We start from the raw sequence: 24,074 nt of genomic DNA on the forward strand, positions 1-24,074 counted from the left end.
TTGAAATAGGGGGGGCACCATGAAAAATGACGTTCGGCGGCTATCTATTTTGTCAACTGATGAAATAGATGAACTGTTTGGATTACCTCATTTCTCAGATGATGATCGTCGATTATATTTTGACTTAAGTGCTAAAGAGCGCGAGCTATTCGACAATACCCGAACGTTTTCTGTGGCAGCCCATTTAGTATTGCAACTGGGCTATTTCAAAGCCAAACGGCAGTTTTTCAGTTATGAACAAGAATCGTCAGTACTAAATGACTTGGATTACATTGCCGCGCTGTACTTTCCCACCAAAACGCTTTCAAGGCTGAAAAGTCCCTCAAGACCGATTAGGGCTGAACAACAACGAGCAATTCTTGATTTATTCCAGTATAAACAATGTGATAATGAGGTAAAAGTTGATTTGGAAGATAAAGCACAGCGGGTTGCGATGCTATCGACACAACCTATCTTTATCTTTCGTGAATTAACCCAATACTTAGCATTACACCGTATTGTCATGCCCAGTTATCGGTATATGCAAGAGATGATTGGTAGAGTGGTGGCTTATGAACGCACCCGTATTGCTCGATTACTTAGCACTTGCATGACTTCACTTATCGATCAGCAATTAGCGGCTTTGCTTCGGGCTGATTCAGGAGTATTTCGCGTCAGCGCATTAAAACATGAAGCTAAAGATTTCAGTTATAAAGAATTGCGACATGAAGTCGCACGGCGGCAGTTTTTCCAGCCTCTACATGAGTTTGCCAAGCAGTTCCTCATAACAGCGGGGATCTCCAATGAAAGCGGCAAGTATTATGCTTCTATGGTTAAGTTTTATACCACTTATAAACTTCAACGCATGAAAAAAGAGACTGCTCAGTTATATCTGCTGTTTTTTGCTTTTCATCGGTTTCAGCAAATTAATGACAACTTAATTGAAGCATTGCTCCATTGGGTCGATCAATACGAGAAACAGGCCAAGCGTGCCGCTGAAGAAGCAATGAATAATGCGGTTACCAATGCAGCGAAAAATTTACAGGCTGCGGGTCATGTATTGAGCCTGTTTACGGATGACACCATCACCGATGACACACCTTTTTCCATTATTAAAGAAAAAGCCTATGCATTGCTTGAACAAGAGAGATTCCCATTAGTTGCTGATTACTTACGCAATATTGCTTTCGACAAAACGGCATTTGAATGGTTACATTACACAAAATTATCCGCCACATTCAAACGTAACTTAAGGCAACTTTTTACTGATCTGGATTTTGCCGGACGTGTAGAAGACTCTCCTTTGCTTGAAGCTATCGGTTTTTTACAAAACTTGTTACGCACAGAAAAATCACCAAGGCAAACTGATCCTAATGCATTTCCGACTGAGATTATTCCTAAAGGTTTACGCCGATATTTGTTTAGTAAAGAGGGTAAAACATTTAAAACGCTAGATGTAGATCGCTATGAGTTTTTGGTCTATCGCCTACTACGCAACTCACTGGAAGCGGGTGATGTGTACGTTAAACATAGTAATGAATTTCGCCGCTTTGAAGATGACTTAATAAGCGATCTTAGATGGCAGGATAAAGAACGAGTATTGCAAGATATTGGTGCACCCATTTTATTGGCCCCTATCCAAGATACTCTGGCTGTATTTCATACTATGCTAGCAGCACGTTATAGTGCGATTAACCAACATATTTCTGATGGGGTCAACAAACATATTAAAGTAATTGGGGCTGCCGAAAAGCGTCGTTGGAAGCTGCTTTATCCGAGCAGTGATGAATCCGTTAATAGCGATTTTTACAGCCAGTTACCAGGAATTGGTATTGCGGATCTACTGTGGTTTGTTGCGGGTAATACTGGATTTTTAAATGCATTTACCCATGTATTAGATCGTTATGTAAAGCATGAAGCTGATCCCCGTGAAATTTTCGCCTGTATTGTTGCGATGGGAACAAACATGGGGTTAGCAAAAATGGCTGAGGTTTCAGGCCTTAGCTCAGCATCAATGGCGGGGACGTCTAGAAATTATCTACGCTTGGAGACGTTGCGAGCGGCTAATGATGCGATTAGTAATGCAACCAGCCAGCTACCCGCATTTCATCTCTATGATATTCAGGACTCGCTCCATTCAAGTAGCGATGGCCAGCGGATGGAAACGCAAATTAACACCCTTAACGCTCGATATTCTCCTAAGTATTTTGGTTTACAGAAAGGTGTCAGCGCCTACACGTTGGTCGCAAATCATGTTCCTATAAATGCAAAGATTATTGGGACTCACGAACATGAAAGCCATTACGTTTTCGATTTATTGCATAACAATACCTCTGATATAAAGCCAGAACGGCATTCCACTGACACCCATGGCACCAATCAGGTTAATTTTTGGATTTTGCATGCATTTGGATATCATTTTGCACCTCGTTATCGTGATTTGCATAAGAAAATGGATACGTTAGTCGGCTCACAACATCCCAATGAGTGTGGTGACTGGCTAATAAAGCCTGCCCGAAAAACCAACGATGAATTGATTGAACGTGAATGGCCCAATATTCAACGTATCATGGCATCGCTAGCTCAAAAAGATGTTACTCAAGCCACGATTGTTCGCAAACTCTCGAGCTATTCGCGTCAGAATCAGACCAAGAAAGCATTATGGGAGTTGGAAAACATATGCCGAACGCTATACATTCTCGACTTTGTCGACGATGTTGGCTTACGTCAATGTGTACAAAAAGCATTAAATCGTGGCGAAGCCTATCATCGTCTTAGACGAGCAGTTGCATTTGTTAACGGTGGAAAATTCAGAGTAAAAACAGAAGAGGAGCAGCAAATATGGAATGAATGCTCTCGGCTCATCACCAACGCGGTCATTTACTACAACACAGCGCTGCTATCTCGTGTCTATGAACAGAAGCAAACAGTAGGAGATCAAAATGCACTGGCTCAGCTTCACAGTATTTCGCCCGTTGCATGGCAGCACATCAATATGTATGGCAATTTTGAGTTTAGTCCATCAACCTCAAAAATAGATATCGATGCATTGGTTGCTCGATATGCTGAACCAGAATATTGGAAGCAAGCGCTGATTGAGAACGAGAATTCAAGTGAGTGATTTTAGAATTTAAAGCTAACTTTACATTTTTGGCGCGTTGGGCAAATTTAGCCAGATTGTTATATATCGGCGGGGGGCGACCAGGATGGCTAATGTATAGGCATAGCTTGCGGCCTGAGACCGTAAAGATTAAGTCAAACATAATATCCTGCTCATAACTATCAGGCGTTATGTCCTTGGGCTCCACCGTGATTGGCAAACTTTTGGTAATGACGTGCGTTTGGCCGTGATGGTCAATCTCGAGAGGTGGCAACAATAACAAGCCTGTCCCCTGTAGAAGCTGCTTCAGCATGTAGCGAACTGAGACATAAAACGAGTATTTGCAGGCCTCAATCTCTTCCTTACTCGCACCTTTGGAGTCATGGGCAAAGTGGAACGCATTAACGTCACCCTGCCGTGCGATTAAGGCAATACCGCATGATGGGCAAGTACAATCACAGGACTTACCCCGCGTTGCGTCCTCTGCATCTATATACAAGCCATCACTACGAAGGCCGAAGGGGATTAGGTTCATAAGGTAAGCTACTTACAAAGTTTTAAGCCTTCTTGAAGGATCGGTCCGATATTAACGCGGGATGCACCCATTTCATCCTGAACTTGTCGAAGAGTTTTATTTTCCTTTTTAGCTATTGCCTTTAGGTATTCCAATAAAGAACTATCCTCTTTCCAAATTGGCTCAATAGAATCATAACCCTTGCTTTGGGCAACACCGTTTACCGCATATTCTTTATCATTTGCGATAAAAATCACTGCCTGGTCGTAGCAGCCAAGTTCTCCGCTTTCGACAGTAAACGGCCAACTTTCCCCATAACTACTTTGATGAATTTCTTTAGCGTTTAAAGTTGGGCTTAATGCCAGTAATGAGAGAATAATCGCTTTCTTCACAGTTCCCATTCCTGTTTTAAATTGTTTAACCTACTAATATTACGCCAATAATTGTCAGGTTCACATAGAAATGGAGGTTGAATCTGACTACCGTCTTTCTGCCAACATCTTGGCCATCGCACTTTCCTTTGCCTTAATGTCTTTGCCGTACCGCAATACCATCATTGGGCTTTTCCAACGACCGTTCTCTTGGATTTGGGCTATCGAATAGCCTGCGGCAAGTAAGTCCTGTGCGGCGCCAATCCTGGCACTATGCCCTGACCAAGCAGAATGACGGTCGATTCCTAAACTCTCGAATGCCCACAGAAATACTCGGTCCACTGTACGGGTGGACATCGGCTTGGCTTGAACCGAGACTTTATTGCTCCGGCCAATCGGCTGAAACAAGTAGTCTTCCTTAGTCAGCCCAGCACCTTGGATGTACCTCTGAATCAATTTGAAGCCTAGCGGTGTAATGTTCACTACCTCTTCTTCACCCGAGTCATTGGTTTTGGTGTAAGGCACTGACAACACATAATCGCCTTCAAAAGTGGATTTGAGATGGCCTACTTTGATCCGAAGCAGCTCGGATTCACGAAGCAACGATTCATAGGCGATGTTCAGCAACGCCAAATTGCGCTTGTCTAATAACCTCTCACTCTCGCCATACGATTCTATGAGCATCTGCAGGTGATGAAGTCTAAAAGGCGTTGCCTGCTCTTGCGCTAAACCGCCTGACTCGAGCTTTACTATTCTGATTTCATTCTGCTTGTCTTGCACGGTCTTACTGCTCACAGGGGACAACAAACCACACTCCACATGGAAACTGTTAATCGCCCAAGCATATTGAGATAAGGTGGTGTACGACGATGCCTGGTAGTACTCAATGAATGTGGCCACTACCTCGGGGGTCGCAGGCAACGGGGTTAGGTTATTTGTAAGACACCAACTTTCAAACTTAGCCCACCGGCTCATTAGTGCTCGCCATGTATTAGCCCTGCGGGTACGGTGGCCATTATCAAGAAAGTGCTTGAGTTTTGCCTGTGTAATCTCCCGAATGCGGAGCTTGTCTGCATCGGTTAACTGAGCCAGAGGCTTTGACAATAGCGCCTGTAGCTCGTCAGTAGAGCGCTGATAACTGTCTTTTAACGAATCGTTAAGCGTTGACGGAGGTTCGCCATAGGACAGTGCAACGCTGTGATTATTCGTAGTTAATAAGCTCACCTAATGCCTCCCTGTCTGCTGAAAATGCGGGGTGTTCGTCCTTGTAAAAACTCAGTAATTCATCAATCGCAGCATCCACGGATTTTGCGCCAATCGTATCCTTGAAAAGAACTAGCTTGTCGTATTGGTTCTTGCTGATCACAGGTCGAGTCGTCTTTTGAACCCGCTCGATTTGAGAGATGCGCCGACGTACCAGCTTCCAACCTGAATCCGAGAAAATGGAATTAAGACAGACATTCAATGAATGCAGCGCGGTTTCCTGTGGTAACGGCTTGGATTTGGTGGGTTCGGTTTCTCGCATTAACTGACGGAATGTCACAGTGAGGGTCGGAGTGCCATTTAAGAACTGCGAAGTAAACCACTCGGTTTTCTCTATCTGGTTGTAAGTGTTACCGATCATGCGCGAGAGTAAATCACGTACTTGTGGGCTTGCAGCTTCACTTGCCGCTAACAGTCTTAATGTGCGTCCCTTGGGTCGCGAACTGACGTCAGAGGGGAGGGCGTGATACGTCCAAGCTGGGCCTAATGAGTCAGATTTGAGTGGGGAGGTAGTGTCATTCATTTTAGTATGGCGTCTCTACACTAATAATTATGTTTTTAGTATAGAGACACACACTAACTAAATCAAACAAGTTTAGTTAGATTTCTGAGCAGCCTACCCATTGAGGTAATACACCGTAAAGTAGATACGCATTCCATGCTTGACCACCTGCCAATGCATCACAGTCCAGCGCTTCAAGGCTGTCATGAGTCCATCCTCCTTGCGGCGCAGGTACTATAGTTATTTGTGTGCCATCTAAGTCCTGAATTTGGAGATCACATTCAACAAGTGCCCCTGTCAAAAAATCTGGTTCATTCGGGCTTGATGGGCGGGTGATGATGCCAGAGACGATTTTTGATAGCTGTTGGCTCACCACCTTCCAGACCAGTGGATTGCTTTGCAAGGCACTAACAATCTTATCCAGCATAGGGATGGCCCCTTGAAGAAGAGCTAATTCAACCGAGTTAATTGGTTCGAAGTCGCCAGACTTGATAGCCTCGATGTCCTCGACGTAGAAATTGGCACCATCCTCAATACCGTTACCTTGGCCAAGGTTAATGCCGTAGGTGAACACGATGGGGGCATGGTCGCTATCGGTCAGCACCTCGGCATTGACCATTACTGCGAGTTCCAGTTTAACCAGCGGGTTAGGCGTATCGACGTAAAAGCTGTATTCCTGATAGTAGCTATCCGCGTCGCCGTTGTCCTCTAGGAACGGCAGGGGAGCTAACAAACTGGTCGCTTGGTCAAGGTAAATACTTGGGCTAATTTGCATCTAATTTCTCTCAGTTATTAATGTAAGATCATCATTGCATAGGTTCAATTTCTGGCAAATTTTGAGTAAATTCTACAGGATTTTAATATTACAACCTCGCTTCAATCATGCCGTAACGGGCATTGCTTCACCGCTAAGGCCAAACCGTTTAATCCCCGCGCTAATGCTATACCTGCTCCATTGCTTCACGATGCTCAGATACCCCGTGCCTTGGTACAAATCAAAGGCGAGCGCGTGGTTGGACAGCTTTTTCTCACTACAGGGCAAAATTAGCGTCGACTTCAACGAAACCAGCTCTTGCTGTAACGCATAGAATTGGCCTGCAACCGCTTGAGTAGTCTCCAATAATTCCATTAAAAATCATTCCCAAAACGATTCATACCAAAGTCATGGTCAAAGTCGTGACCGCTATCGATGCCTGAATGAGTCAAGTCAGCTCCTAAAGGATTACCTGCCACATCCAAAGCGCCGTTCAGCGTAAGCAACCCTGTAGCTGGATTGATAAGATAATCATGGTAAGCGCCCGTTCTACGTTTCAAACCTGTATCATCATCACATACTTCGGGGTATTGATTAGCAACACATGGGATCTTACTTGGGATGAACTTAAGCGATGCTGCACGAGGAATTGCTGCTGGTAATGGGTTACCTTTGTTGAGCAAAACAATTAGGCCAGCGACGAACCCAAACACACCTATAACCAAATATGCAGCAAACATAGTCACCTCTAATAACTGAATTTCTTATCTGATTAAAGGATCTCACAAATGCAAAACGGCGCAAAAATTGAACTTTGCGCCGTCTGAATGGGAGGGATTAAGCCGCCATCAAAAGGTTTTGATAGTTATGCGTTAACGATAACGAATGGCCGAACATTTCAGTAACTTCCACGACCTGAGATGCTGGAGCCTCCATTTCAGCCGCCGCTTCTTCTGCGCTACGAACCCAGCCAAACAACTTACCAGCCACTACATTTAACTTTAGCGCCAACTTAGGGTTCATCTTAATATGTAGGTTACCGTTAAGGTACGCACGAACTGAGAACAGTACCTCGCTAGAGCCGTTAGATTGTATGTATCTAAAGTCGTGGGCTTTGTTGCTGGCCCATTTGAACTCATAAGGTTTAGGTGTGCCGCGTGTATCGAAACCAAGATTGCCAGCGATGGTGACAAAATCGGTGATAAATTCGATTGCACGAACAGACAAACCGCACTGGTTGTAATAGCTGTTATAGTCGTAACCATTAACGATGCCGCCAACATTTTCCATTACACAACGGTAGTCGAGTTTAAAATGAGAGATTTGACCATTCATCACAAGCTCCCGATAACGCCATCTGTCGTATTTGAAGGTGCGTTGGTTACTGGAATAATTAACCACGTTTGCGGCTTGGCTCATAGATAGGTAGAAATCTTTGAACTGATCATCTTGAAGAGCATCAGCGTGTTTTATTGCCCATTGAGCTATCGCGTATGCGTTCTCAGCGGTGAAGTCGACGCTTACGTGCCTCTCTAACAGCTCTAATAACCCCTTACGATTAGATGAAGTCAGGCGAGAAGTCAGCGCATCAAATTTAGCGAACAACTCTTTCCAAAACAAACTTTTGAGACTCTTGATTTTGAGTTTGAGACTTTCCAGCACCGACGCCTTAGAAACTTCTAGTTCTCGCAGTAAATCAGGATCAATTTCTGAGAGTGCGCTATAGGTATCCATTAGCTTGGCCATCTGATGATCGTAAAGTGATTGCATAGCCTTTACCATGTCGGCACCAGGAACTAATTCATTTAGCTTTTGCTTAGTCGAGTCGGATGGCCCTCTGAATTTTGCAGAATAATCACTTTCAGCTAGTTCTAGGTCAAAGTTGGCGTCAAAGAACGCTTTGAAAGGGTCAACCTTGCATTGGCGATGATTTTTATAACCTAAATTAACACGAATAATGTCTACCCGTACCGAATGACGAGTTTCGCGATCACAATCATTTTGAAAATCGAATGTCCCAATGACCTCGGCTTCGGCTTCACGCATTGTAATCGCATTTTCGATATCTTGACTGTTAGACCAGCGCTTCGGCAATACCAGATAACACACTTCGGCATTAGCTTCGGAAATGACACGGGTAGCCCATTGCTCAAAGGCCGAATAAGGAGGGTTGCAGAAAATGACGCCAACGGGCTTATCAACAAGGGTTTGCTGATTAAAGTCAGTGCCAATAACCAACACTTTTTTATCGAGCTGGCTGCAATGAACAATGCTCTTTTCAATCGCGTACAGGTTGTAAAAAGGTGGGCTCATTTCGCCGCGACGGTCCTCTAACGGCATGTTCAGGGCGCTAAGCACTCGACCATCACCGGCACCAATGTCTAGCAACGATGACTCCCTGTTATAAGATTCTAAGAAATTAGACTTAACCAAATCATTTCGAACAACATCAATAATGTGCTGAGAAGACGGATACCATTCAAAATCCTGGTCCTCTGCCTTCAAGTGCCTAACACGTTGAGCGGTTGAAAAGTTAAACTCGCCTTGGTCGGCTAACATGACAGAATGAGACATTTGGACACCCTAAGAAGTTTCGATGTTCAAACTATCTCACGCTTAAAAATTAACGCAAATTTTGACATTAATACAGCGTCACTACACTAAACATTAAAAGTTTAGTATGCGCCACGCACTAATTAATCATGAAAATTCTTAGTTAACGCCTGACAAACATACAAGGTCCGAGTCAAATGGGGTTATACTCGGCAAAGCGAGCGCAAAATCATCAATCCCACCCAGTTTGATATAGTGACACCATACTAATGTATCATGGCACCAACGCCACACAAACCACTCAGTATTGTTTAGTATAATGACATCACACTAATATGGTTTTCGGCTGGTGGGTACTCGTGTCCGATAACTGTAATTATCGGACACGAGTAAAAAAAAGACAGATGAAGGGCTGTTAGGTGTGTTGAAGGGTCTCTCACACCGGTAGCGGGCTCATGCAGATAAGAAGGCGGGGATTCTCTTGCGTAGTTCGGATTTCTTAATGCCAGTGGTTTCGACTAATTTGGTTAGGCCTTTGTCGGTTGGCTCCCAAGAGTAACCGTGAAGGTTGACATATTTTCCCCACAGATCTCGGCCTTCGTTAAATAGTTTTGCTCTTGCATTCATGCTGTATCCTTAATTAATTTATCATAAGATATTTTCCAAGATAAATAGATTTTTGAGCATGGCAAAGTTTGCAGAAATATTGTCATCTCAGAATTAACATAAATAGAAAATTTGCCTAAAAAGGACTCTGTTGTAATTTAATGGCTTAATCAATTTGTCCGGAAAAGTGCAATGAAAAAGAAATTAAGACTTTATTTTAATGATGGGTATATCGACTACAAATTACTTGAAGCAATAAAAATACTTAAAGAGTTTCAGACCTTTTCGGTGTTTTGCGCCTTTATCGATCCACGTACAGACAACTATATTGAGGCTCCGCTTCCGTTTTTTCCAAACCAGCAACCAGCGTATCCTGGTAGTTATTTTCTGTCCGAATATAAAGGCCTTGCCGTTAAAATCTCCTGTGACTTCGACTGGTTTGCAACTAAGCAGATGGCTGGTGTGAAACGAGCTACTGTACCATACGAGACATCAGTAATTTCGTCAGGCGCTTACAAACAAGTGAGTATTAAGCTGGAAATTAGCACTTCCATCAGAATTGCATCTGACACACCACCAGAGAGTTTGGCTGGAGATTTTATTCACTATTTTAAAGCCTAAATCGAATTTTACTATAAGATCAACGAACCAGCCCATTAGCCAACGCTGCGGCTGGCTTCCGTCAATGCACATTATACTTATTAGCGAAGGCTAAAATTCGTTCAGATTGGATATGCTATGTTAAAAAAGTTATTTATATGTACTGCTTTAATTCTGCTTTCTGGGTGCCAATCCACACCAGTTCAGCATACAGGATACTTGACAACAAAAACGACTTATCCAGTTCTTGATAATCGTTTTGCAGACAAGGCCATTAATATGGGCACCGAGAAATCAACGCCCGTCAATTTTACAGGTAACACTAAAAACAGAAGATAGCATACTTGTTTCACCTCTCGGTATAACACGATGCGATGCGGCATCCGAAATATGCCGACATGGATTAATGGTCGCAGGAATCCATATTGAACATGACAAAAAAACATATCTGACAAACAGGAATTGAATTTATCTGGCGCCTTCCGGTGTAGCCTAAACGGCAATCTACTGTCACGCCAACGAAGTGGATGCGGTAACTAGGAGGGATGCGATTAGCTAGCCGGATAAAGGGCGTTTGCCACACTTGCGGCTTTACCGCCAACCGTGGATTGAGAGGGTCTTTGAAATCGAATCTGGGCATGGCAAGGCTCCTGTTTATTTAAATACAGGATCTCACCAAGTCCAAATCACGCAAATTTTGCCTTACGCTGCCTTCCTCTTCAATGCCGTCAAGCGTGCACCCAGAGTCATCTTGTTAGCTGCCTGCGGCATTGCTAGGCGCTGTACTCGCTGTAACGATTGGTTAAGTGACTCAATAAAGCGTAAGTTCTCTTCCATCGTTTCTAACGCTTTCCCCAACAACAATTTGAAGTTGTCAGGGTTTGGCTTCCACCACTCCAAAATGGATTGGTCGTACACTTCGGCTGGCACCAGGGAGCCGACAGCGACCTTGTACTCTTCCCGCGTTAAGCCTTTACATAATTGCTGTTTAAGCGTTGATATAGCGCCGTTCCAATCATGGGCAGCTCGGATTAATTCAGCGACAATCAAGTTCAACGACTTGGCCATGACTCTGCTGGCATTGAGGTAGTCGCTCGGATGCTCTTTGAGTTGAGCCAGCTGAGCAGGCGATAACAGCTGTTTAAGTACATCATCAATCTGGGTCACGCCGCCGAACATCAGTGCCAGCCATAATTTAGACACTCCAGCTCTCTGGGTTACCCCTACGTCTGAGGTATCAAATCTAACATGGAGTAAATGGCTATTAAGACCATCTATCATTTCCCTTACTGCCCAACCTGCGTCCTGAATAACGCGCTCGATGTTAAATCCTAGGCGCTCTACTGTGTCATCGTTGGTTAGGGCGGTTTTAACCCCGTGGCGCTGGGCATTTCGCTCCGCTCTAATGATATTAAGGATTTCTGTCTTATCCCTGCGATGCTGGGTCATATCGATGGCGCGGGGATGGTTCGCAACATCGATGTAAGGCATAGACTGAAAGCTGAACATTCCGAGCTGCTGAAATATCTGTGTGCGCTTTAAAATGGCTTGGAGCTGGCACCAATAGCTCGTTTTAATCGTGATCACGCCTTCAGATAACAAGGTTTCAGCCACATGGGTGCCACCGTAGCGCCGTACATCAATCGCTTTGAAGCCGTAGCTATGACGGTTGCGCCAGAAAGATGCCATAAAGTCCCTGTGAAGCTGCAAGGCGCGTCTTGGGCCATCAATGGCATACCATTTCTCAAGCGACAATTCGGATAGCTGAATGTTTTCTACCGTGGCAGCTGGGTCAAATGACAGGTCTTCGTGGGTCGCGATAGCCTGCTGAGTAAAGCCAGAGAAGTTAGGTACTAACAAAGAAGAAGTCTGTTGGTGTGCCTCATGTAATCTGCAGTCCAATTTTGGTTTGTAAAACACCATCCTAGAATTGCCCTTCTCAATACCCTGTTTGCTGATTTTAACGACACGGCGGGAGAACTGGTTTGCGCTTTCGGTCTTACGAGCTTCCGGCCTGTAGCCTGTCAGTAGACTAATGCTTTGCAGATACGGAATATTCAGCGATTGTCGTTGTTTTCCACCAAGCGCACTAGATAATGAGTCCGTAAACGCCTTACAGAGATTTTCGCAGCCGGTGTGATGGTCTTCTGGGCCGTATTGCTCACACAATGTATTCAGCACACCACGAACTCTGCTATCTATCTGCTGCTGAATTGACGGTAGCAGCAATGCTTTGGCTACCTCGTTGACCGTCCGGCCATTCACCTTAACGCTTATCCCTTCGGCGCCATAGGCAAATCGGTATTGATTAAGGCCTGCCTTAGTCAATAACCAGCATTCTTTGACGTTGGACAAAGTGGTTTTCTGACCTTCCGGCACGAACTCAAAATTAATCGCATACTCCACCACGATATCGCCATTATGCTGAGCAAAGCGCGAGATGGTGCAGTTACGGTCTTCGTCGTAAACGTCTGACATATCATGCGGCCGCGTCCACAAATCCAACAGGTTAACCGGATGTTTTGCAAAATCCTCTGCAACCTCAGATTTGAGGATTGGCATCATTACCGCCTCGGGTAAGGTTTGATTTACCTGAGTTCTGGTATCGTCCATTTCAGAGTTGAGTTTGGGGTAAGGAATCCAGCCTTGGCCAGATTCTAATTGCTTGAAAATTGCGTAAGGACGGAATGGCGCGGCCCCGATACCGTCAATGCTCCAGCGAAAAGATAATAGCAGGCTTTGTGCTTCGTCAAATAGGTAATTCAAGCTCTTTGGGTCTTGAGCCCACTCGCGGTACATTTCCAAAAATAATCGCTTGGTCTTAGGTGGGATATTAGGGTCGTTGGCGATGTCGCGATACCCTTCATGCTCGATTTCTCGACCGTTAGCAACAAGCTCTGCGAACTCCTTAGCGATCCGAATGCTATCCAATGTCAGCTGGGCGGCGTAACGCACCATCTTCTCTAAATACTTGGGTTTAAGGGTGTTTGGCTGTAGCGCGACGCGATTGTAAGTGACCGGATCGTAAGCTCGAGCATGAAGGGCTCTGGCGTCCATATCATTGCTTAAACGCCAAAGGTAATCCCTCACTCGAAGTGCATTTTCACTGCCTAACGCATTCCAGCGGGGTAATTTTGAAAGTCCTGTAGCTGAATTATCGGTTTTACCAACAAGGGTGCAGGTCACGCAGCCAAACCGTGCCTTACCCCCACAACCACTGTTTTTCTGCCCCACAATGATGTCGCAAACCTCATTTGAGCCATCACATTATATTCACTAAACCTAAAACCACTTTCGTGAGTGAATGAGCTACGAGTGCCTTATATATGGGCTTCTCAAGCAATTCAGTCTCAATAATTCTTTACGAAAATTGCAAGATTTGTAAATGTAGAGCTTTTTCGTCTGAATATTTTCAAATTCAAGCCCGTTATTCTTTACAAAAATTGTATCAAATTGAACTGGTGAATAGCTACTAACTCACTCGACACTAAAGAAGTTTGGTCGATTCAAACCTTAATTTGGTGGAAATTAGTGGGCGTTCACACCCGTCAACACTGAACTCAACTGCCGGCAGTACTAGCTTGCCGACTATATCTTGTGAACGTTGTTTTAAAACAGCTGCGTTAATAGCGGGTTTGTGCCAATTGCAGACATTTCAGTTTTTCACAACGGACGTCCGCTTACGGATGCAGAGCAGAATTTACTGAAAAAGCCCTCCTCATTTTGTGTGTCTTTTGAGCTTTATTTTCGAGAGCTTTGCATCTATACCAAGTGACTTCACCCTATGGTTTCTCAAAAAATCGGGAGGTCATCATGGAAAAACGTGTTGCATGGAATAAGGGCCGGATCATCGGTCAGAAGGCTCCATTGAAACAGCAAGAGATCTGGGCTATTCGAACCAGGCTCGAAATTGCAAAGAACACTCGTGAATTGGCGTTACTGAATTTAGCGATAGATTCCAAGTTACGCGGCTGCGATTTGGTATCGCTTAAGGTGTCTGATGTGATGCGATCAGGGGAGGTATTGGCCAGAACCAGTATTGTGCAGCACAAGACTGGCACACCAGTCCAGTTCGAGCTCACACCTCAGACACGTAAGACCGTCAAAGCCTGGGTCGAATCAAAGACGTTGAAGTTCGATGATTTTCTATTTCCATCGAGAAAGCACAGTATTCCTCACTTGACGACCCGTGCTTATGACCGGATTGTCCATAAGTGGGTCGAGTCGATCGGACTAGACTCAAGTCTCAATGGCACGCACTCCATGCGCAGAACCAAAGTATCCATCCTCTACAAACGCGATAAAAATATCCGGGCAATTCAGCTGTTGCTTGGTCACAAGAAAATCGAAAGTACGGTGCGGTACTTGGGAATTGACGTCCAGGATGCTCTTGAGGCATCAGAAAACTTAGATATCTGAGGCGAAAACTATGAAACAAACTGAAAAAAAGGAAGTAGTCAATTTTATCCAAACGACGCTGGCAGATGGCCAGGCCAAGACCGGCACTCAATTAATGGAGTTGTTTGCGAAGCATGCTGAATTGCAGGAGTACAACCGTAAAAATCTAAAGCAGGTTTTTCATCGGGTTAGTTTGAGTTTGGCTGATGAGGGTAAAATAGTTGTCACCCGTCAACCAGGAACAGCGCCGTTGCTATTTTCGATCCCTACAGATAGTGCTCAGCAGGGCCAACGGCAAGCTGCGCCAGAAATCCCACCATCAACGCTTGAATCGAACGCCATCATCACTCAAAAGCTAGAGCAGCTGATTGACCAAGAGGCCATGCTGGCCGGCAGAGAAAATGGCCTGCAAATTATATTGGAGTTATCACCTCATAAGGAAAGCTATATTCGTGAAGAATTGAGGAAGCTACGTTACGAGCGTTTGGCACTTCAATCTTGTAGGCAAGTGCTTAGTGAATTTGGCTTCAGCAATTAGGTAGATTGACAGGAAATTAACGCGGCAAAATTGAATTATTTTGCCGCTTTCAAAAAGAATTTAGAACAATCTGGATCTCTGCTTTGCCTTATATGCAGACATTCGATTTTTCGTGAACCCAGAGCGTATCCTCTAATCAGGGGGCCAATTTCAGTGTGGCACTACACTTTACTTACTCAATGGATCGCAGACACAGACTGTACAACCTCTTGTGCACCTTTTTCTATATCCAAAATTATGCTGGAAAGGAGAGCAATTTTCTCACCATTTTGACCGCTGAGCCCATCGATAGCATTAATGGCTTGCATAACCTGACTAGTTACTTCCAGATTTCTTGCAACAACACTTGATATCTCATCAGTCGCTGAGCTTGTTCTTGAAGCCAGCGATCGGACTTCATCTGCGACAACAGCAAATCCACGTCCAGCCTCGCCAGCACGAGCTGCTTCGATAGCTGCATTTAGAGCAAGCAAGTTGGTCTGCTCTGCTACGCTACGAATGATATTGACCATACTAGAGATTTCTTTTGCTTGGTCACTTAATCGTTGAATAACTTGATTAGTAGTTAAAACTGTTTCGGATATCTCGCTTGCTAAATCTAAAGAGGATTCAATATGATTCTTCCCTTGTTCAGCGATATTAAAGGTTTGAAGCGCTATTTCGTGAGCAACCTGAGCAGCTTGTTTTGTCCTCATTGCCTGCATAACTCGATCTGTAATTGCAGTTGCAAATTTGATAACTTTGATGACTTTGCCGTCATTATCTTTTACAGGGTTATAACTCGCCTCTAACCATATATCATTACCTCTGGCATCATATCTCTTAAACTTACCAGAGCTGAGTTTACCCACAGCCAGGTCTTTCCAGAACTCTGGATTTTCTCTATAAAAACTGTCATCACAAAACATCTTATGATGTCTGCCTACGATTTCCGACAGTTGATATCCCATAGCTTGAAGGAAGTTTTTATTTGCATTAACGATCTCACCACTAGGAGTGAATTCAATAATAGCCATAGCTTTATCTAGTGCGTGATATATCGCGTTTTGGTCCGTTAACTTTAATGTCTGCTCAGTTACGTCTGAGGCAATTTTGATCACGCTTGATACTTTCCCTACACCACTATGCACGGGAAAATAAGTCGCCTCTAACCAAATAGATTTTCCAAGCTTTGTTTTTCTGTTGAATGAGCCATGCTTCGCTTTGCCTGAGGCAAGCTCAGACCAAAAGTTCTTGTACTCATAGCTTGCGGAATATTTGGGATCACAAAAAATGGAGTGATGCTTGCCAACAATTTCCGATAGTGAATACCCAACAGTGTGCAGAAATAAATCGTTTGCATCCTGAATATGACCATCAGGGGAGAATTGTATAAATGCAACACTGCCTCTGATTGCGGCAATCACCGAGGTAGCCTCTGACAAAGCTGTACTCAGTCTTTCGTTTTCCTGTTTGATTTTTTTGTTGAACATCGCAGTCTCTGTACGATTGAAAATGTAACAAATTATATCTGAATAGAATGAATTCGAGATGAGTTTTCGACAATTACCAAATTTATCAGATATTTGTCTATTTAATGAACGATTTGGCATTTAATGCTGTTTAATAACGACATAAAGGAAGTGGAGGGGCATAGTTAAGACAGCTGAGTAACTGGCCTATTGGTAAAAAATATCAGAAAACTTCGGTCTATGATGGTCCGCTTTCAGTGATGAGGTAAGTCTATCCCTAGAGGCTGTTGATCTTTGAGCAAAAAACAAGCGGCATAGCAACAAGGTATAATGGTTTCGCCAAAAATCAAAAATACCACCGAGAACGGACGTTGCTATGCCACGAACAATGTTAACAGATAAAGCTTGGGAAACCCTAAAGCAAATCCTTAAAGAAACAGGACGTGTTTACAATAAATATGAACACCGAGATACGTTAGAAGGCATACTTTATCGAATGCGAACCGGTATTCAATGGCGCGATTTACCTGAAAAATTTGGTCGTTGGAACTCTGTATTTCGGCGATTTAATCTTTGGTCAAAAAAAGGGGTGTTAAGAGAACTGTTTCAACGCATATCTTCCGATAATGACCCTGAATGGTTGTTTATTGATGGGAGCATTGTAAAAGCGCATCAAGACAGTAGCGGGGCAGCCAGTCGTTCAGATGAAGCGATAGGAAAAAGTCGCGGAGGCAGTTCTACAAAAATCCATCTCGCAGTAGATAGCGGTGGACTTCCTGTTTATTTTGAAATATCAGGTGGACAGGTAAATGACATAATTCATGCTCAAAGCCTGATATCTGAGGCACCAAAGTCATACTACGTTACTGCTGATAAAGGCTATGACAGTAATCAACTAAGAACCTTTATTAAAACAAATGGCGGCGTTGCGAATATTCCCAGAAGAGAGAACAGTAAAATAGGGAATGTTCATATGGATTGGTGCCTCTATAAATATCGCCATTTGGTTGAGAACGCTTTTTTAAAAATCAAGAGATTCAGAGGTATAGCTACACGCTACGACAAATTGGCTAGAAACTATGCCAGCAATGTTGCGTTAGCCTTTGTGATGATGTGGTTGCCAATGCATTGCTGAGGAAAAGATTGTGGGAGCCTCAACAGTGCTTGGCTCTAAAAAGAGAAAAACACTGTTATTCGCTTTTTTATACGCTCCCAAACACCCCAAAAACAAAAAATTGGTCATCCACGGATGACGAGATTTGGACACTTTAAAATGACTACCGTTACAAAGGGTACTTTATCTTAGGCCACCAAAAAATAGTCATCAGACATGCCGATGAGAATGTGTGCAAAATATATACAAAGATCAACAGGCTCTAGCCCAGTTTTCTTAAATGTACTTGGAATGTATCCCTGCTCACTCAGTACCTTGATTTAATTTTGAGTGTTTGTTTCAAAGGTTTTAGCCAGCATAGATGCCATCATCGGTTTATTCAGGAAAAATCCCTGCAACACATCCAGTTTTAAGCCGGTAATTGCTTTAAAATGTGCAGAGGTTTCAATGCCTTCAGCCACAGTTTCAAATCCAAACTGTTTGAGCATCTTGACCAAAGCTTCAATTTTATGGCGTTTCATCTCGTCCTGTTCAATACGTTTGAGCAAGGTTCGATCGAGTTTCACTGTACTAATCGCGTTCAACTCCGTCAGATACAAGAAGTTTGAATAACCCACGCCAAAATCGTCAATCGCGACTTTCACTCCCAAATCAACCAACATTTTCAGCGATTTTTTCACGTTTGAACTCTGGGAAATTAAGGCATCCTCAGTCACTTCGATGGTGAGCCACGATAAATCAGTCATGCTGCTCAGTAAACTGCCCAGTAAGTTCGAGGGATGACAAAGCGTTTGTAAATGCTGCGCATGCAAGTTGATTGACAGTTGAAAGTGTTTAAAGTTTTGAAATTGCTCAGCCCATATTTGCCGCTGTTGTAGGATTTGCTTCATGACCCACAGATCAAAGGCCTCGACAAGATTTGCCGACTTCACTGCTGGCAGAATTTGTTTAGGCGTTAAATCACCAAGCTGGGGATGATGACAACGCACAAGGGCTTCAGCACCTATAAGTTTGGGAGGGGACGTATTGCTATAGTAGGGTTGATAATGTAAGACCAAACCGATGTCTTCATCATCGTAAAATGCTCGGCGTAAATCTCCCTCCAATTTCAGTTGTTGGCGAAGTTCATCCGAACGATCGGCGTCGACAAATTGGAACTGATTTTTTCCTGATTGTTTGGCCCGATACATCGCAATATCGGCATTTCTCAATAACAAATCAGCTTCTTTGCCATCATCCGGATATATGGCAATCCCAATACTAGCGCTGACGAATAAAAGTTCTTGTGACACTTTGATTGGTTTTTTCAACGCCTCTATAATTCGTGCTGCAAAGTGCTGGGCTTGCTGTGGTTGCTCAATCTCATCAATCAGCACCACGAATTCATCACCGCTGATCCGAGCGCAGAAGTCGCTTTGACGACTGAGTTTGCGCAGCACATCGGCAAAATGTTGCAAAATATAGTCACCGAACGCATGTCCCAAAGAGTCGTTGATGCGTTTAAAATTATCTAAATCTAAAAACAGCAAGCCAAAACGCGCGCCTTTACGCTGATGGCGGCTCACGGTTTCCTGCAGTCGTTGATTTAGATAAAGTCGATTACCCAGTCGGGTTAAATCATCATAAAAGGCTAATTTATGGAGTCGCTGCTCTCGTGCTTTTAATTCGCCAATGTCTGTGGCCAGTAATACCAATCGTATAGATTGATCATTAGGATCGAGCACTTTGCTCACCGACACATAATGCGGCGTCGCGAGGTCGCCGGTTGAAAGTAACAGTTCGCCTTGCCAATTGTCGCTTTGAATAATTTCCTGCCAGCCGTGATCAAAGCGTTGTTCATTCATCAGATTAAACAGGTGTGTGTAATGGATGGTCGTTAACAATCGGTCAGGAGAAAGAATGCTTTGCAGCGCTTTGTTGGCATAAGTCAGCATTTGTTTTTGATTAAAAATCGCAATCTTTTCAGAGGTATTATCAAACACTGTTTGTGCCAATAAAGCTTCGCTTTGCGAATTGATCGTATCAGTAACATCACTTTGGAGCCCAATGTAATGCGTTAATTTCCCCGACTCGAACACTGGCGCAATACTTAAGTGGTTCCAAAAACTGCTACCGTCTTTGCGATAGTTTTTCAATAAGCACTTGTAACGCTGCTGCTGCTGGATCGCGGCTCGTATCCCCAGCAGTGCCAAAGGATCAGTATCTGGCCCTTGAAGGAATCGACAATTTTGACCAAATACTTCCTCAGGCGCATAGCCAGTCATTTCAGAAAAAGCTTGGTTCACATAAAGAATTGGCATGTCTTCTTTTTGAGCATCGACGATTAAAATGCCTTGCTCGGCCGCTTCAATGGCTCTGGCTTGTAAATTGTTGTTGATGACCATTTGTTGAAGGGATTGGTACAAATCAACGAGTTCGGTATTTTCCCAAAACAACAAAATGGCACCATTGCCATAGCCTTTGGTGTGCCGGTAATTGGTGACAGTCAATAGATAGCTGTGTTCTTCACTTTTGAGTTGTTGCTGGATAGTCTCGCCATGCTGGCTGGTTCGATTCAGCAACAATCGAATATCAGGTAACGGGAATTTCTGCGGGATAAGTTCAATCAATTCGCCAAGATGCTGCTCTGAAACATCGATGATTTTTTTAGCCGCTTCATTAAAATGCACAAGCCGTAATTCTTTATCTAGCACCAACAGTGGGTGAGGCAAGCTTTGCTGTAAATTCTGCAAATCACTGTTTATTGCTTGGATTTCGTTACTTTTGACTTGGATCTCTTCATTAACTGTCGTTAATTCTTCATTGGTTGATTGCAACTCTTCATTTGAAGTTTCTAATTCCTCGTTGGTAGATTGCAACTCTTCATTGGCAGACTGCAGCTCCTCGTTAACCGCCTGTAACTCTTCATTTGAAGTTTCTAATTCTTCAATCACCGTCTGCAGATGTTCGCGCATGGCAGACAATTCATGCTGTAGCTGCAACAGTTTGCTGTTTTGTTCACCCTGCGCTTCTGGACTGATATTCACAGGGGCGGTTGCACTTACTTCATAACGCACTAAATAGATTGGAGTTTTGTCATACTCATCGGCAAGAGGTAGTACGTCGAAGTACAAATAATGCGATTGATGTGAAATTGCCCGAGAATGCTGAGCGATACCTTCTTTTTTCGCCTTAAAAATCAGCCCTTTGATTTCGAGTTGTAAATGAGGGTGAATGATATCCTGCAAATTAAGACTGGTACGGCCTTTCCTGAGTTGTGTGATCTCCGTCAAATCACCGTAGATAAAACGAATATCCATGACCTCGTCGATCACAAAGGCCTTTTGTGTGACATACCGTGCAACTGCGCGAATGATTTTATCGTCGACGTTATCAAGCACTGATATGGATTTGGGAGCCGTTGCGGTTTTAGTCGATATACTGCGGTTGATTAATTTGTAGCGACGATAGATATCATGATTATTGCCTTCTTTGCGCACAAAAAGCCGACAGTCCGCTATTTTAGACTCGAATAATTCACTGCCAGGAAGCGATTCGGAACGACCTAAAAACAAAAATCCGCCAGGATTTAACCCATAGTGAAACGTGGCTTGGATTTGTTTTTGCAGCTCCGCTTTCATGTAAATCAGCACATTACGACAACTAACTAAATCTAAACGTAAAAATGCAGGGTCACCGACTAAATTTTGTTTGGCGAACACCACAAATTCCCGCAGATGTTTGCTTATTTGAAAGCCATCATTTACTGCATTGAAATGGCGTTTAATCAGATTTGGTTTTAAACCTTTGAGGGACGTTGCGTCATATCTACCTTTGCGTGCAATGGCAAGTGCCTTTAAATCGATGTCTGTGGCAAAGACTTGCAACCGATAATCAAAAATTTGACCATCTAACAAATCGTATAAAATCATCGCAATTGAGTAGGCTTCTTCACCAGTTGCACAGCCGGCCACCCATACACGGATTTCATCGCCTTTACTTTTACGCTGAATGATTTGCCGAAGTGCTAATTCTAGCTCTGTAAAGGCGGACTCATCGCGAAAAAAAGCGGTTACCGAAATCAGTAAATCTTGATAAAGTTTTTGTACTTCCTCCAAATTTTCCGACAGATATTTTTCATATTCCATCCAGCTCGAAGTGTCTGTGGCAATCAGCCGACGATCGATCCGTCGATGCAGCGTGTTGTCTTTGTAATTACTGAAATCAACGCCAGTTTCTTCGAACACTAGTTGTAAAATTCGACTGAGGGAATCTTTGTGAATAGGTTTTTTGAAGCGGTCGGCGGATAAATCTTTAAATTCAGCTAAACGCACTAATTCTTTGCCAATTTCTTCAGCGGGCAGTACCCGATCAATACACGCGGTATCGATGGCGGCTAAAGGCATGCCATCATATTTGGCTTGGGAGGGTGACTGAGCAAAAGTAAATCCGCCGTGAGCTTTGATTTCTCGACAACCCCGCGCACCATCACTGCCCGTCCCTGACAAAACAACCGCGCACGCTCGTTCAGAGAATTGATCAGCGAGTGAAACGAACAGTTCGTTGGCCGATGGTTTTGGTACACCAAACTGATCAGCGGCGGTTAAACAAATTTTCATGTCATACACGACGGCATTCACGGCTGGCGGAATCACATAGGCTTTTCCAGCACTAAGCATCATACCATCGCCAGCGGTTTCTACTTTAAGCAAACTCTCGCGAGAGAGGAGTTTCGCCAGCATACTTTCATGATCGGGCGATAGATGCTGAGCAATCACTACACATAAATTTGCATGCATTGGGAGCTTGCGTAAGAACAAGCTGAGCGCTTCCAAGCCGCCAGCAGATGCGGCGACGCCAACGACCAAAAGAGGTTGTGATGTTTGTTTCAAGATTAATTAGGCCTGTTCCATCAATCAATAATCCTATTTGCTGGCGGGACCGTTATCAGCAAAATTAGAGTGTTTAAACGTCACTCCAGTTGGTATATATAATATAAAAAAGATAATAACAGACCTCAAACTAAAAAGTGTAGCTTCATTGACACATCGCGAATGAAATCTAAATAACTGCTCCTCCTAATGTTACACCCGTTTGATCCCATGTCCGTTACCCGGAAACGGTGATGTGGTGTCCATAAAGTGTTCAACCCGTTCCATCAGTTCCTCCATCGACTTACAGCTATGGTTGCGTGTGACCGTTTCATGCAGTGAGTGCCACAGCAGCTCGATTTTGTTATGCCACGGGCTGTATACCGGCAGGAATAACAGTTTGAACTTCGGGTTGTTCTCCAGCCAGCGCTGCGCCTTTTTACTCTTATGAATGATGTAGTTATCGACTATCAGCGTGATAGTTTTGGCACTGCGGTAGCGTTTGCGCAGCATTCTTAGTAGCTCGATAAAAAGCACCGTACTCGTTGAAGCAGAACCGACCTACGTCACCTGGCCCGTCTTTGCTTGCAGCGCGGCAGCTAAAAAATATTTCTTGTTCTGACCTGGCGTGACCACTTTGCGTTGATGTCCGCGCAAGCCCCAATCTGAACCGATTTTAGGATTCAAGTGGATATCGACTTCATCTTCATAAAACACCGGATTGCTGCTATCGCAGTTCGCAAGTGCTTGTTTTATCGCTGCTAATTTCGCTTCTTTATCTGGGTCTTTGATGCATAACGTCGGTGCCGCACATCGCCAGACGATGCCGTGCTTAGGTAACAAACGCCGGATTGTCGAGCTGTGGAGCACAATATTCAGCGCTTCCCGCAGCACGATGCTTAGCAGTTCACTGCTCCAGCGTGAACGCTGGTAGCCAAATTCCTGCGGTCTGAATCCGACCATAAAACGCAGTAATTTGCCGATGAACTCTGGTTCAAATCGTACTTTGCTGCCCGGCAAGTCAGCCTGCAAACCGTCAATATCATCCGTTAGATACCAATTTATCCAACGATTTACGCTCGATATGGCGGCCTGAACAGCTCAGCGATTTCTGTTTTGGATTTGCCTTTTGCCAGCAGCAAAATTGCATTTGCTCTGCGTGCCAACGGCCTGTTTGGGTTCCACTGACTATTTTTTTCAGGCGGTGCAGCGCCTACGGCGTAAAAAATGGTAATTTGTTCATGCTCAATGCGGTTGGTGTTTTGGGTTGTGTTTGGCGACTGATCTAATCGCGCAAACCGCATTGAGTTGTCACCTGCAAGTGATCCTACTAATTGGAACAGTTATTTAGCCTCTCGAAAAATCGAATGTCTGCAACTAAGGCAAAGCAGAGATTCGTTCAAATTTGATGGAATATTAACCTTGTCTACTTATTAGCGGCAGGAATGATCGGCATGCTATGCACTAGAAATTTTAGGAAT

18 protein-coding genes are annotated in these 24,074 nt (G+C 43.9%); 5 read left to right on the top strand and 13 right to left on the bottom strand.

The window, feature by feature from the left end:
• The first annotated feature begins 19 nt into the window (after positions 1–19).
• Positions 20–3,100 (top strand): Tn3 family transposase, encoded by a 3,081-nt coding sequence (locus FJD32_RS23395; RefSeq protein ID WP_205403062.1) that lies wholly within the window; start codon positions 20–22, stop codon positions 3,098–3,100.
• A 522-nt stretch (positions 3,101–3,622) separates the two neighbouring features.
• Here FJD32_RS23395 and FJD32_RS23400 read toward each other — a convergent pair.
• The 8 genes from FJD32_RS23400 to FJD32_RS23435 form a co-directional block, all read right to left on the bottom strand.
• Positions 3,623–3,985, bottom strand: coding sequence for a DUF2511 domain-containing protein (locus tag FJD32_RS23400; RefSeq protein WP_140906642.1), 363 nt, complete (start codon positions 3,983–3,985; stop codon positions 3,623–3,625).
• Positions 3,986–4,072: 87 nt separating this feature from the next.
• Positions 4,073–5,188 (bottom strand): tyrosine-type recombinase/integrase, encoded by a 1,116-nt coding sequence (locus tag FJD32_RS23405; RefSeq protein WP_011711689.1) that lies wholly within the window; start codon positions 5,186–5,188, stop codon positions 4,073–4,075.
• Positions 5,166–5,750, bottom strand: coding sequence for a hypothetical protein (locus tag FJD32_RS23410; protein ID WP_011711688.1), 585 nt, complete (start codon positions 5,748–5,750; stop codon positions 5,166–5,168). The genes FJD32_RS23405 and FJD32_RS23410 overlap by 23 nt, the downstream gene beginning before the upstream one ends.
• A 76-nt stretch (positions 5,751–5,826) precedes the next feature.
• Positions 5,827–6,504 (bottom strand): hypothetical protein, encoded by a 678-nt coding sequence (locus tag FJD32_RS23415; RefSeq protein WP_011711687.1) that lies wholly within the window; start codon positions 6,502–6,504, stop codon positions 5,827–5,829.
• 105 nt (positions 6,505–6,609) lie between these two features.
• Positions 6,610–6,858, bottom strand: coding sequence for a hypothetical protein (locus tag FJD32_RS23420; RefSeq protein ID WP_140906641.1), 249 nt, complete (start codon positions 6,856–6,858; stop codon positions 6,610–6,612).
• Positions 6,858–7,223 carry a hypothetical protein gene (locus FJD32_RS23425; protein WP_084796744.1) on the bottom strand — a complete coding sequence of 122 codons (366 nt, stop codon included), beginning with the start codon at positions 7,221–7,223 and terminating at the stop codon, positions 6,858–6,860. The genes FJD32_RS23420 and FJD32_RS23425 overlap by 1 nt, the downstream gene beginning before the upstream one ends.
• Positions 7,224–7,320: 97 nt before the next feature.
• Positions 7,321–9,042: a DUF4942 domain-containing protein gene (locus tag FJD32_RS23430; protein WP_240200035.1), complete on the bottom strand. Its 1,722-nt coding sequence runs from the start codon at positions 9,040–9,042 to the stop codon at positions 7,321–7,323.
• Between the two features lie 447 nt (positions 9,043–9,489).
• Complete coding sequence (locus tag FJD32_RS23435) at positions 9,490–9,663, bottom strand: hypothetical protein (RefSeq protein ID WP_181159782.1); 174 nt, start codon at positions 9,661–9,663, stop codon at positions 9,490–9,492.
• A gap of 171 nt (positions 9,664–9,834) precedes the next feature.
• On the opposite strand from FJD32_RS23435, the gene FJD32_RS23440 reads away from it, so the two are divergent.
• Positions 9,835–10,263, top strand: coding sequence for a hypothetical protein (locus FJD32_RS23440; protein ID WP_140906640.1), 429 nt, complete (start codon positions 9,835–9,837; stop codon positions 10,261–10,263).
• A gap of 681 nt (positions 10,264–10,944) precedes the next feature.
• Here the strand turns inward: FJD32_RS23440 and FJD32_RS25190 are convergent.
• Positions 10,945–13,428, bottom strand: a complete 2,484-nt coding sequence (locus tag FJD32_RS25190) for a hypothetical protein (RefSeq protein WP_240200036.1) — start codon at positions 13,426–13,428, stop codon at positions 10,945–10,947.
• Between the two features lie 627 nt (positions 13,429–14,055).
• On the opposite strand from FJD32_RS25190, the gene FJD32_RS23450 reads away from it, so the two are divergent.
• Positions 14,056–14,661, top strand: a complete 606-nt coding sequence (locus FJD32_RS23450; RefSeq protein WP_140906639.1) for a tyrosine-type recombinase/integrase — start codon at positions 14,056–14,058, stop codon at positions 14,659–14,661.
• Between the two features lie 10 nt (positions 14,662–14,671).
• The gene (locus FJD32_RS23455; protein WP_037425895.1) at positions 14,672–15,178 is read left to right on the top strand and encodes a hypothetical protein; all 507 of its coding nucleotides are present in this window, start codon (positions 14,672–14,674) and stop codon (positions 15,176–15,178) included.
• A gap of 176 nt (positions 15,179–15,354) precedes the next feature.
• Here FJD32_RS23455 and FJD32_RS23460 read toward each other — a convergent pair whose 3' ends face one another.
• Positions 15,355–16,650, bottom strand: a complete 1,296-nt coding sequence (locus FJD32_RS23460) for a PAS domain-containing methyl-accepting chemotaxis protein (protein WP_140906644.1) — start codon at positions 16,648–16,650, stop codon at positions 15,355–15,357.
• Between the two features lie 355 nt (positions 16,651–17,005).
• On the opposite strand from FJD32_RS23460, the gene FJD32_RS23465 reads away from it, so the two are divergent.
• Positions 17,006–17,764 carry an IS5 family transposase gene (locus FJD32_RS23465; protein WP_140906638.1) on the top strand — a complete coding sequence of 253 codons (759 nt, stop codon included), beginning with the start codon at positions 17,006–17,008 and terminating at the stop codon, positions 17,762–17,764.
• Between the two features lie 299 nt (positions 17,765–18,063).
• Here the strand turns inward: FJD32_RS23465 and FJD32_RS23470 are convergent, their stop codons facing one another.
• The 3 genes from FJD32_RS23470 to FJD32_RS23480 form a co-directional block, all read right to left on the bottom strand.
• Entirely contained in the window at positions 18,064–22,614 is a 4,551-nt protein-coding gene (locus FJD32_RS23470; protein WP_140906637.1) for an EAL domain-containing protein, read from the bottom strand.
• A 192-nt stretch (positions 22,615–22,806) separates the two neighbouring features.
• A complete protein-coding gene (locus FJD32_RS23475; protein WP_181159781.1) occupies positions 22,807–23,106 on the bottom strand; it encodes a transposase in 300 nt (99 codons plus the stop codon).
• Positions 23,107–23,154: 48 nt separating this feature from the next.
• Positions 23,155–23,613: a winged helix-turn-helix domain-containing protein gene (locus tag FJD32_RS23480; RefSeq protein WP_181160261.1), complete on the bottom strand. Its 459-nt coding sequence runs from the start codon at positions 23,611–23,613 to the stop codon at positions 23,155–23,157.
• Positions 23,614–24,074: the final 461 nt, after the last annotated feature.

Source organism: Shewanella sp. LC6 (assembly GCF_006385735.2).
Classification (GTDB): Bacteria; Pseudomonadota; Gammaproteobacteria; order Enterobacterales; family Shewanellaceae; genus Shewanella; species Shewanella xiamenensis.